General features: G+C 55.2%; 9 protein-coding genes and 1 pseudogene. 4 read left to right on the top strand and 6 right to left on the bottom strand.

Annotated elements, in window-relative coordinates; all coding sequences use genetic code 11:
• Positions 1 to 31 precede the first annotated feature (31 nt).
• The 6 genes and pseudogenes from ACMX25_RS34630 to ACMX25_RS34605 all read right to left on the bottom strand — a co-directional run bounded on the left by ACMX25_RS34630 (position 32) and on the right by ACMX25_RS34605 (position 5,828).
• Positions 32 to 1,054 (bottom strand): IS30 family transposase, encoded by a 1,023-nt coding sequence (locus ACMX25_RS34630; RefSeq protein ID WP_414948293.1) that lies wholly within the window; start codon positions 1,052 to 1,054, stop codon positions 32 to 34.
• A 52-nt stretch (positions 1,055 to 1,106) separates the two neighbouring features.
• A pseudogene (locus ACMX25_RS34625) lies at positions 1,107 to 2,180 on the bottom strand (porin); the annotation flags it as partial.
• 539 nt (positions 2,181 to 2,719) lie between these two features.
• The gene (locus tag ACMX25_RS34620) at positions 2,720 to 3,424 is read right to left on the bottom strand and encodes a dienelactone hydrolase family protein (RefSeq protein ID WP_414954391.1); all 705 of its coding nucleotides are present in this window, start codon (positions 3,422 to 3,424) and stop codon (positions 2,720 to 2,722) included.
• Positions 3,425 to 3,482: 58 nt separating this feature from the next.
• Positions 3,483 to 4,595: a chloromuconate cycloisomerase gene (gene tfdD / locus ACMX25_RS34615; protein WP_414954390.1), complete on the bottom strand. Its 1,113-nt coding sequence runs from the start codon at positions 4,593 to 4,595 to the stop codon at positions 3,483 to 3,485.
• Positions 4,592 to 4,714 carry a hypothetical protein gene (locus ACMX25_RS34610; RefSeq protein ID WP_414954389.1) on the bottom strand — a complete coding sequence of 41 codons (123 nt, stop codon included), beginning with the start codon at positions 4,712 to 4,714 and terminating at the stop codon, positions 4,592 to 4,594. Before ACMX25_RS34610 ends, tfdD begins: the two co-directional genes overlap by 4 nt.
• Positions 4,715 to 5,081: 367 nt before the next feature.
• Positions 5,082 to 5,828, bottom strand: a complete 747-nt coding sequence (locus ACMX25_RS34605; RefSeq protein ID WP_414954388.1) for a dioxygenase family protein — start codon at positions 5,826 to 5,828, stop codon at positions 5,082 to 5,084.
• A 157-nt stretch (positions 5,829 to 5,985) separates the two neighbouring features.
• Between ACMX25_RS34605 and ACMX25_RS34600 the strand changes: the two genes are divergently transcribed.
• The 4 genes from ACMX25_RS34600 to ACMX25_RS34585 all read left to right on the top strand — a co-directional run bounded on the left by ACMX25_RS34600 (position 5,986) and on the right by ACMX25_RS34585 (position 11,715).
• The gene (locus tag ACMX25_RS34600) at positions 5,986 to 6,885 is read left to right on the top strand and encodes a LysR family transcriptional regulator (RefSeq protein ID WP_414954387.1); all 900 of its coding nucleotides are present in this window, start codon (positions 5,986 to 5,988) and stop codon (positions 6,883 to 6,885) included.
• 202 nt (positions 6,886 to 7,087) lie between these two features.
• The gene (locus ACMX25_RS34595; protein ID WP_414954393.1) at positions 7,088 to 8,014 is read left to right on the top strand and encodes a LysR family transcriptional regulator; all 927 of its coding nucleotides are present in this window, start codon (positions 7,088 to 7,090) and stop codon (positions 8,012 to 8,014) included.
• Positions 8,015 to 8,707: 693 nt separating this feature from the next.
• Positions 8,708 to 9,772: a maleylacetate reductase gene (locus ACMX25_RS34590; protein ID WP_414954386.1), complete on the top strand. Its 1,065-nt coding sequence runs from the start codon at positions 8,708 to 8,710 to the stop codon at positions 9,770 to 9,772.
• A gap of 599 nt (positions 9,773 to 10,371) precedes the next feature.
• Entirely contained in the window at positions 10,372 to 11,715 is a 1,344-nt protein-coding gene (locus ACMX25_RS34585; RefSeq protein WP_414954385.1) for an MFS transporter, read from the top strand.

The raw sequence follows: 11,715 nt of genomic DNA, 5'->3' as shown, positions 1-11,715 counted from the left end.
GGCGGTCTCAAGTCGAAGTGCAACAACTGGTCTAATGTTTAGATGACGTTGCGAGATCCGCTGCTTTTAGTGTCGCGGCAAATACCTCGAAGGGTGAATGAAACGCATGCGTAGCACGAGGGCGGTTGTTCAAGCTGTCTGCAATGACGTCGAGGTCGGCCTGACTATGGACGGAAAGGTCGGTGCCTTTGGGCAAGTACTCGCGCAACAGGCCGTTGGTATTTTCACAAGTTCCTCGCTGCCACGGGCTGTGTGGATCGCAAAAATAGACATTCACGCCTGTTTGAGCGGCAAGTTCTTGATGCCGTGAGAGTTCACGCCCCTGGTCGTAAGTGAAGCTGTGACGCAAGTGCTCGGGGATCGAGTTGAGCTTGGCGGAGAAGCCAGCCAGTGCAGATTCGGCTGTGGCATCGTCCATCTTAGCCAGCAGCACTAGACGGCTGGTTCTCTCCACCAACACGCCCACTGAAGAGCGATTGCCTTCGCCTTTAATGAAGTCGCCCTCCCAGTGCCCGGGCATCACGCGATCCTCTATTTCAGGTGGGCGCACGTGAATGCTGACCATATTTGGAATTTGCCAGCGGCGATCACTACCCCGTGTCCGCGACATACGGGCGCGATGAGCACGACGCAAACAAGCAATGAGTTGACGCCGTAGTTCGCCGCCTGGGTGGGCGTAGATAGTGGTGTAAATCGTTTCGTGCGAGACCTGCAAAGTCGGATCGTTTGGGAACATACGCTTGAGGACTCCAGAGATTTGCTGAGGCGACCAACGCCACTCCAGCAGCGTGAGGACGACCCTCCAGCAAGCGCTGTGAGGCCCGAGTTTGGGCGCGACCGCACTGTTGGATCGTCGGGCCGAACTGAGTGCGTGCGCCGCTGCTGGGACATAACCAAGCACAGAACTATTGCGCCTGAGTTCGCGGCTAAGGGTAGAGGCCGAGCGCCCGAGTATTCGGGCCATGGCCCGAATACTAGAACCCCGTTGACGTAGGCTCGCAATCTCCAAACGTTCCTCAGCTTGCAACTGCTCGTACTGATTTGCTTTATGCATTACAACACCTTATACGCTTTGGTGTTGCGCTTCAATTTTGAGCCCGCCCTTTCTGGTAGATTCCGATTAGATAGACGTCCGTGCGCTTCGAAAGGAAGTAATGCGCGCCCAGCGCGCCTTGAAAATATTTGGCGCCTGGATCGACGCCGGCAGCCGAATCGACACTACCGCCTTTCGTGTAATCGAACGCTGCACCGAGAAAAAACGCGGGTGTCACCTGATACTTGAAGTTGACCTCAACGTTGTTAAAGGTTGCATTACCCTTGTAGCCGCGCGGATTCGGCCCCGATGCGACAGTGTCTCCGAGATCCTTGAACTGGACGTTTGAATAGGTCGCGCCAACCGTCGCTGCGCCGAATACATAGGCGGCACCTGCCGCTATGTCCTGATAGGTTCGAGCCGATGCATAGCCGCTGTACACCGGCGAAGAGATGAAACTGGCACTTGTTGTGGTGGGGCTGCTCCCGCCGTTGTCGCCGAAGAAGCCTACGTTCGGGTTGCGCGCGTTTAAATATCCGGCGGCGAGCGAGAGTGGACCGTTTGTGTATCCCGCACCTATCGACCAAACCTGATTGCGGGAGACATCGCCAGCTACGCCGCCCAAGCTATAGACGCCGCCAAACGTAAAGCCGCCATACGCCTTGCTCATATATTTGACGGCATTGTTCGCGCGATATGCGGTGTTCATGTTGTCGAGGTCGCCAGGGTGAGCTCCAATATACCCCGCCCACTGGTTGGCGGATTCGTATGCCCCTACGTAGTCAATGACCGAGTCGTATTGACGTCCCAGCAGCACCGTCCCGTATGCACCGGACACTCCCACATACGCCTGGCGCCCGAACATCAACCCCTGCGTGCTGCCGCGATTCCTCTGCCCGGCCGAGCCGGTGTTCAGGTCAAATCCGTTTTCAATGACGAATGTTGTCGAGAGTCCGCCACCCAGATCTTCCTTGCCGAGAAGACCCCATCGGTTCCCCTGCATTACGCCACTCGATATGTTGTACTGATTGTGTCCACCGACATTGGAAGTCCAATTGAAGCCATCATCGATGCTGCCGTACATTGTGACTGAACTCTGTGCTTGCGCCGTAGTATCCATCGCCAGCCAGATCAAGCTTGCGCTCAACATGACGCCCGCATAGCGATGACCATTCATATGTATTCCTTAATATTTAAAAGAATCGAATAGATCGATGAAAAATATGTAAATTGCCTGAGCTCGTTGTGCAGCCATGTACATTTTTGCAATGCGAACTACATAAGTTGATTAGACCGCCTTCATCGACGTTTTTACTTGATACGTTGATTCAGTTTTGCTTCACCGCAACAACGGCCATTTACGGCTTGAGTTCAATGCATCGTCGACGTGTGAGCGAAAGGTGGACCCAGGCACGACAGAGTTCTGGGGCACAAGCTTGCCGAATGTCTTTATCATTAGTTAACATATGACCTGTGGCATGCGACTGCGCGTGGGAGAAATTAAGCAACCTGCGGCGTTTGATATAGCTTGGCAGGGCAATACTGAGGTTGCATGAGGCGGTGTCACTCATCCACGATTTACTGGGATACGACATGAGCCAAAGCGTTCTATTTCATCAGATACTGCAAACACAGTACCCGCGCTGAAGACATCCCTTGGGCTCATGTACGCAAGCGTGAACCTCTTCACATGACGTCCTTCAACGTCGAAAGCAACTCGAGAGTCCGTGCATTCGCCACAGTGGTTGCCGTCTGGTCGAAATTCGGACTGGACGATCGTGCAAATGAATGTCCCGATGAGTACCAGTGCAGACGCAATTTTTTATTTTTACCGAAATGTTCGTCGAGGATGCTACAGCACTCCGCTGTGACATAGTGGTCTTGGGTACCCATGTGAAACATCGCGGGTCGTGTAATGGCTGGCACAAGTGAGATCTTTTTTTCAAGTCCCACGCCGTAATAGCCAATTGCGCAATCGGCCAACGATCGCGCGGCCACATCAAACGCCAGCGCGCCCCCGAGGCAGTATCCGACTACAGCGACACGGCCATTCGAGAAAGGAAGCGCACGAGCATATTCGATGGTGCATCTAAGGTCGTCGATCCCTGCTTCCATGTCGAAGGTGCGAAACAAGGCAAGAGCCTGTTCCCGCTCCGATGGTATGTTTGCATCAAGTTCGATATTCGGCGCCTGTCTCCAGTACAGATCGGGACACACGCATCCAAAACCTGCGTCAACAAGCCAATCCACGACCCCTTTTATGAAAGGCGTGATGCCGAAAATCTCTTGCGCGATTACGACGATGGGCGCGGGAGCGATGGTTGGCTTTCCGAGGTAAGCACCAATCGCCCCACCCGAACGCGAAATGATCTTAACGCCGCTAGATAACATATTGAGTCTCCCTTCAATATTCCATATTTTGGTGTGCAGCTTGAGTTGCTCGACCAGCCTAGCTAACACGTGCGTACTGGCGCACCTTGTCCTCGTCAAGCGTCATACCGTGACCAATGCCCGAGGGAACCTGCAGTTCATAGTTCCGAATCTCAAGCGATTCCTCACTCAGCGTGTCTGCCAAAACGAAGGGCCCGATCAGTTCGCAACCGAATGGAAGCGATGGAATCGTCGAATAGAGCTGAAGTGCAGCTGATGTGCCGATTGTTGAATCAAGCATGGTTCCCCCATACGAAGCAATTCCACTTGCTTCTGCGATTGCAGCGATCTTTTGCGTCGCCGCGATTCCCCCCATGTTGCAAAGTTTCAACGAAAAGACATCTACACTCCGCTCACGTGCGAGGTCAAATGCCGAGGCCAAAGTACTTAGACTCTCATCCGCCATGACGGCTACTCGGTTGTTGTGGGAGAGCCGCCTCAAAGCATGAGTATTCTCACGAGCGACCGGCTGTTCGACGAGTTCCACACCGAGCGCTTCCAGTTCTGGGATGTACACAGACGCTACCTGTTCGTCCCAAGCCTGATTCACGTCAACGCGAAGAAAGGCCTTGGATCCTAAACGATTCGACAACGCATCCATATGGATCAGATCTTCCTTTGGCGACCGAAAGCCGAGCTTGACCTTGAAACGATTGTGTCGTCCTCCTTCAATCATTTCGACAGCAGAATCGATATCGCGCTGGGTATCACCGCTGGCCAATGTCCAGGTAATCGGAATCGCACTGCGCAACCTTCCACCAAGTAACTCGGAGATCGATACATTCAATGCACGAGCCTTCAGGTCAAGCAACGCCATTTCTATCGCAGCTTTTGCGGAGGCGTTTCCGGTTACAGCGCGCGACATGGTTTGCAGCGCGCTGGAAATGTTGAACGCATCGGTGCCGACGAGGTGAGGGGCGAGATATTGTTCGACGATAATTTTTATCGTTTCCGCGCATTCCGAGCTCCAGACGGGACCACCGACGCTTCCTCCTTCACCGGTGCCAACGAGTCCTTCGGAAAAAACCCGGACAATGACGTAGCTTTGTCGTTGAACTGTGGTGATCGACATCTGGATTGGCCGCCTGGTCGGCAAATCTACGATCACGGCCTCGATTAAATCGATCTTCACGCGTATGCTCCCGGCCGCGCGCGCGCGAACTCAATGTGTACGCGGATATTTTCGACGCGGGAGATTTTTTGCACCGCCGCTACAATCGCATCGGCGATATTCTCAACTTTCTTATTCACGCTTCCTCCGACTAGGGTATGGCCATATAGTTGGCAATCGTTCCACGAATCAAAGATATAGCGAGCCCATACGGGTTTATTACCTCTGCCCGGTGCGCGCTATACAAGACTGATATCGAATGCTTCGACTGGGGCGCCACGGGCACCTTATGATTTGGTAATGCTAAAGATAAAATTTCCGTCTCAGCCACGGCGCGCGCCAAGGGCCGATTGATTGGCATGTCCCGTGCGCGTCGCCGAAATTCATCTGCAGGATTTGGCGCGCAAAGCGTAGCGTGAGCAGGCGGTGCGGGAGCCAGTGTGGATCTCGTTGCTTATCGAAAATAGTAATGTCCCCGGGGTCGTAGTCCCGCCACGCCGGAGGCCGTCAAATCGGATCGAGCACAAAGTCCATCTTGAGCACTTTGTTGTTCCCCCGAATTTCTAGATCGTGCACGAGGGGAGCACGGACGCCCTCAACGCAATCACTGTCAACCCAATCGCCGCCGGCGAAGTAAGCTTGGGTGGTAAGTTCAAGAAAACCCCTTGCACGCACTTTGAAATGCACGTGGGCGGGCCGCCAGGGATGGCGGCCCATGAAGCCAAGGAGCTCGCCGCTAGGTCCGTCGTGCGGGATCATGTAAGGGGTCGGCATCGTCGTGCGCACGCTGTACGCACCGGTCGAACCGATTATTTTCTTGCCACGGTAAAGGTCGACTGGAAAATCGCCACTGAACCCGCTGTAAAAGCCTTGCGCGTCAGAGTGCCAGATGTACAGCTCAGCCCCTTCAACGGGGTTCCCTGTCAAGTCTCTCACTTGGCCCTCGATGATCAGTTCCTCCCCTTGATGATCACGTGTACTAATGCGGTCCGTGATCGTTGGTGCAGTTTCAAGAAAATACGGCCCCTCAAGATTGCTGACCGAACCTTTCCGATTCTTCATTTCGATGTCCGAGACCGACGCGTTAAACAGCATGTCGCATGTCAGCGGGATTTCAAACTGCGGACTCTGAGCGTACTTCATCAGGAAGCCGACTGCGGCACGGTACTCCGCGAATGTCACGTCATGGCGCCACAATACCTCACGGATAGACTTCAGAAGATCGTGGATGACCTCCTGGGAACGGGTAGACATGTCAGTTTCCTTTATGAATATGGAGAGAGAAATCTTGATGCTTTGTTCGCTTTGTGCGCCTCGACTATAGGGAGAGCCAGTGCTATCTTCCAATATCATTTTCGCAACCCCGAATACCTAAAAAGTATCACCTCCCACTTACAGTCAAGGATTCAGATTGGAACTTCGACATCTTCGGTACTTCGTGGCCGTCGCGGAAGAACATAGCTTCCGGCGCGCCTCAACACGCCTCCACATTTCGCAACCTCCCCTTTCCCGGATGATTGGACAATTGGAGGAGCAGGTCGGTGTAAAGCTTCTTGAGCGAACGGCCAAAGGTGTGGAGCTGACTGATGCGGGAACAGCGTTCCTGGAAGACGCGCGAAGAGCACTGAGGGTTGTGAACGAAGCTGTCGAGCGTTCTCGCAGGGCCGCTCGCGGGGAGTTCGGCCACCTGGAGATTGCGTACTACGGTTCCTCAATCTTTCGCGTGATACCGCAATTGATCACGGAATTCGGAAAGTCCCAGCCGCAGGTCACGGTGGATCTTCACAATCTGCCGAAGGATCGCCAGATTCGTGCGCTCCGTGATGGGTGGCTCGACATTGGTTTCAGCAGGCAATACCGCAACGAACCGGACATCGAGTGCGAAGAAGTGGTTCGCGAACCGGTCGTTGTCGCCGTCGCGTCGTCCAGTGCGCTTGCCAGGCGGACCACATTGCCGATGTCTGCGTTGCGCGACGAACCACTGGTGATTTTCCCTGCCATGTCGCGACCGAGCTTTGCAGACGAGGTGCTACGGTTTTGTGAAGAGGCAGGCTTCACGCCCAATATTGTCAAGGAAACCGAGGATTTGATGGCTTGTCTGACCCTGGTCTCCGCCGGAGTCGGCCTGGCGTTGGTACCGATTTCGGCCATGAGCATTCATCTTCCTGAGGTCTCCTTCGTGAAAGTGGTCAAGCCGATGCCTACTAGCAGCGTGTATTGTGCGTACCGAAGGGATGAACATAATGCGAGTCTGTCGGGCTTCTTAAAGCTGATTCGGTTACTTCGACGAACCGGGTATCGCGCCCTTTAGTGGGCCACTTTCGGTGGCACTACCTGTGTAGATCTGCTCGTTTTCCTTTTTGCATCGTAAGATACGCGTAGTTGTTTTTCGTTAGGCGCAAGTAAATAAGACCTGAAAAGCCGGGATTTTTCGGACTATGAAGGCCCGTCGAAAGAGTCGGCGCCATGAACCGGGCTGAGACGGCGACGTCGAGAAGACAGGGAGCGACATGATGGACCGTTGGGCGCAGATCAAGCTGTTCGTTTTGACCGCAGACCTCGGGAGTCTTTCAAAGGCAGCCGCGAAATTGGACATGTCGAACGCTGCGGCCAGCCGCACGCTCAATGCCCTTGAGGGCCAACTCGGCGCACGGCTTATTGAGCGAACCACGCGACGAATGTGGCTGACCGCGGTAGGGGAGGAGTATCACCGCCGATGTAGTTCTATCCTGTCGGAAATGGCAGAAGCCGAGTCAATCGTGTCGGAGGAGGCGGTCAACCCGCGTGGCGTTCTGAGAGTCACAAGCTCGGTGTCGTTTGCCTCCATACACATCGCTCCCGCGCTGCCCGAATTTCTCAAGCGATACCCAGACCTCTCGGTTCAGGTCACAGCCGCGAATCAATACAGGCACTTCATAGAGGCCGGTATCGACGTCGCAATCCGCACGAAAGAGCACGAGGATGATTCGGGGATTACAGTGCGGCGTCTCGCTGAAACTCGGCGAGTTCTGGCTGCGTCGCCGTCGTATCTCGCTGAATACGGGCGCCCGATGACGCCGGACGACGTAGCGAGGCATCGGATGCTTGTCTACAACCTCGCGGCGGACCCGTATCTCCTGCATCTGAGTCGGTGTGACGAGCAGCACCACATTGCAATAACGAGTGCGCTCGACTCGAACGAAGGTCAAGTCATCGTTGCCGCCGGCCGGGCCGGCTTGGGTATTGTGATTCAACCGCTCTACATCATTCACGACGACGTTATCTCTGGGCGGCTGATTCCCGTTCTGGAAGATTGGCAATTGCCGCCCTTGGCCATCAACCTGGCTTATCAGAGCAGACGTTACCAGCCAGCGAAGATCAGGGTTTTCACCGAGTTTCTCATCGACCGTGTAAAGCGTCTACACCTGGAAAAGCGCTGGATGACGACAGCAAGCGCATAAAAATTCCGAGCGGCCTATTGTCTGGATGCCTACGTGTAAGCAAGTCGGTCGACTGGAAAGCATTGCGTGCACATCATGCGCGAACGGGGAAGCCCCATCTCGGGGTCACGCAGTTTTCCACTAGGTGGAAATATGCTTTCCTTGATGGGCATTTTTCGCTATGGAGAAGGCCAGTATATTTGAGGCCGAGACGCAATAGAGAGAAGACTCCGTCATGCAACCCGTGATTGGATTTCGGCAAGAATGTAAAAATCCGCGACTACGGACGTCAGCAGTTTTGGTCCAGCACCTTCACGCGTTCACTCGTGACAATAATTTACCGAAGAAGAGTGGGGCGGTCATTTCATTCTCGCAAACGAGCACAATCGCCGAGAGTGTATGCGTCTTTCCGATGTGGCGCGTGCGTGGTGACACGCCGGCCGCTCGAGCCACTGCATCTGATCTCGTGAACAACAGCTTCGAGGGATTGGGTGGTCTGATTCCGGGTATAAAGTATTCCGAAACGAATTTGGAATAGAGCAAAGACGATTATGCCAACGATGCCGTGCGGGTTTCCGAGTTCGAGTCCGTCGAAGGACGGGCGGCTTAACCCTCGCGGCCCGGGCATCTTCAGGTGCACTGCGTACCGCCCGCTTTCAGGCGGACTATGCCATCGAAGCTCGATACGGCGCTAACAAAACAGGGAATGTGTTCATGCAAAAGCTTGACTTCGTCTACCAGGCTCGGGCTGGCCGCGTAGTTTTCGGCGCGGGCAGCCTGGAGCACCTCGAGCGGGAAGTTCTGAATCTGAAGTCGGAACGTGCGCTCATCCTCTGCAGTCCGGAACAGAAGGAAACTAGCGAGGCTCTGGCAGCCCGGTTGGGCGGCCGTGCCGCTGCAGTGTTTGACCGGGCGGTCATGCACGTCCCGCTGGAATTGGCCAGGGAAGCGCGGGCGCTTGCTCGCGAGCTGCATGCCGATTGCGCTATCGCCGTCGGTGGCGGCTCTACTGTCGGACTCGGTAAGGCCATCGCGCTCGAATCAGATCTGCCCATTCTCGCGATTCCAACCACGTATGCCGGCAGCGAGATGACGCCTATTTTTGGCATCACCGAAGCGGGGTCGAAGCGCACGGGAACCGACTTACGCGTGCTTCCGAAGACCGTCATATACGACCCGAGCTTGACTACAAGCCTTCCAGTTGAGCTCTCGGTCACCAGCGGTATCAACGCAATCGCACACGCTGCGGAAGGGCTGTACTCGAAGGATGCGAATCCAGTCACGAATTTGCTTGCAGAGGAAGGCATCGCGGCGCTCGTCCGCGCAATGTCGGGAATCGTCGCGGACCCGACGAACATCGAAGCCCGCTCGCATGCACTCTACGGCGCATGGCTGTGCGGAATGGTGCTCGGCAGTGTTGGAATGGCTTTGCATCACAAACTCTGCCACACACTGGGTGGCAGCTTTAACTTGCCGCACGCCCAGACACACACCATCGTGTTGTCGCATGCCCTTGCGTACAACCGCGACGCAGCTCCGGAGGCGATGAAGCGGATTGCTCGAGCGTTGGGCTCGGCAGATGCTGCGATAGGGGTGTATCAGTTGGCTAAGGAAAACGGCGCACCCACAGCGCTCAAGGAAATTGGCATGAAGGCGGATGACCTGGAGAAGGCCGCCGACATCGCAAGCGCCAATCCCTACTGGAATCCGCGTCCGGTGGAACGCAAGGCCATCCTCGCGCTTCTCCACGACGCGTACGAGGGGGCTATGCCCAATTAAGCAGCCTCCGAGCTTGAACTTCGAAACCTGCCTTCGGGAGGGTGACTGGATGAGGGACACGTCATGAATGTCGCCGTCTATGCTCTTACTTCTGGCAGCCTGCGGATTGCAGAGTAGACCCGCGCTGGATGTTGAATCCCTCGGATCACCGGGCTTACGGATGACGCTCGGCGCCGTCACGACGGCCGAACAGGACGTAGCCCTTGTCACGGCCGAGAGGCGCTGCGATCCATTGAGATATCCGCCCAAAATAATTGCAATTTGCAATTATTGAAATTTGTTTATATTATTATCCGTATGCCTTGATGGGCATGCGCTGATCAGTCGGGTCGTTGCCCTCGGTGGGAACAGGACGAGACGGAATTCTTTGAACCACGAAATTAAGTTCGGTAGATTGCCTGTTGCTTCGTACGTGGGCCACGGTCTGGCGCGTGAGTCGTCCGGCGGAGTCAGTATTTCGCTTTATGGGCAGCGCAGGCCGATGATGAAGGAGAGCGCGTTGGCGGACGCAGCGCTTGGGCCATTGGTTTGAATAATATAAAAACTACGCAGCTTCGATTGGTCGAAATGTCGTAATCATATAAACAATAGGCGGAGACATGTTTTCATTGCACGATAAGTGGCGGGCTTGGGTCGTGGTGGCTTTGTTGTTCCTGTTCATGGTCATTAACTATGCCGACAAGGCGGTCATCGGATTAGTGGCTGTGTCCGTCATGCACGATATGTCGCTGACGCCCAAGCAGTTTGGATTGGTCGGCAGCAGTTTCTTTTTGTTGTACTCCGTCTCGGGCATCGCATTAGGATTCGTCGCCAATCGTGTGAAAACACGTTGGATCCTGGTCTTTCTAGCCGCTACGTGGACCGTCGTGCAATTTCCCATGGTGGGCAGCGTAAGTCTGCCCACGCTGGTTGCGTGTCGGATATTGCTCGGCCTGGGCGAGGGGCCGGCCTATCCGGTTGCGTTACATGCCTGCTACAAATGGTTCGATAACCGCAAGCGCAGTGTTCCCAACGCAATCATCGCGCAAGGACCCTTTGTCGGCATGATGCTTGCCGGACCGATCTTGACGTTCTTCATCGTGCGTTACGGTTGGCATTCAGCCTTTCTCGCGCTAGGGGTGATGGGCATCGTCTGGGTCGCGCTGTGGTTGTTGCTGGGCGCGGAAGGGACGGTCGACGTCGACGGGGCCACACAGGAAGACGATCGGGAGGTCGTCCCCTACGGAACACTGTTGACCGACCCCACGGTTGTCGGCAACTTTATCTTGTGGTTCGCCGCATTCGCTGTGGTGGCGCTTTGCTTCACGTGGATTCCGGCCTATCTCCGCCTGGGCTTGGGCTATTCGGCGACATCTGCGGGGTGGTTGTTTTCAATGATCGTGGTGGCGCAGATTCCAGTCGCGCTTGCGCTTTCGTGGGTTTCCGAAAAACTGCTGCTCAATGGCGTGTCGTCAAGGATGGCAAGAGGAGTGCTGGCTAGCGGCCCGATCGTCATTGCCGGGGTAATCTTCTGGGGCATTGGTTCGATCGAGAGTCCGGGAGTGAAAGTCGCGTGCCTTGCTGCTGGCAGCGCGATGATTCAACTCATTGGGTGGCTCGGTCCGCTGATGCAAGCCGAGATCGTACCGATGCGCCAACGAGGGGCGTTGCTCGGGATACACAACTCGATCGGCACCGTGGCAGGCTTGGTGGCTCCGGCAGTTATGGGTTTCGTTATCAGCAATGCGATTAGTCCTGCTAAGGGGTTCGAGCATGGATTTGAGATCTTGGGGGAGCTGCTCCTGATATCCGGACTGGTTGGCCTCTATTTGGTCAATCCGGAGAAATCCAGAAAGAGGTTCTCCCGACTCATGCAAACGAGCGAGTCCCGGCAGTCTGCCGAGGTCGCGGTATCAAATCGCATCGCCCATCGTGATGGGCTTATCAAACAAGGCAAGGAGTAA

It is taken from the genome of Caballeronia eucalypticola (genome assembly GCF_047608185.1).
In the GTDB taxonomy this organism is placed as follows: Bacteria; Pseudomonadota; Gammaproteobacteria; order Burkholderiales; family Burkholderiaceae; genus Caballeronia.
The sequence above is the reverse complement of the archived record's forward strand: the minus strand, read 5'-3'. Positions and strand labels throughout refer to the sequence as shown.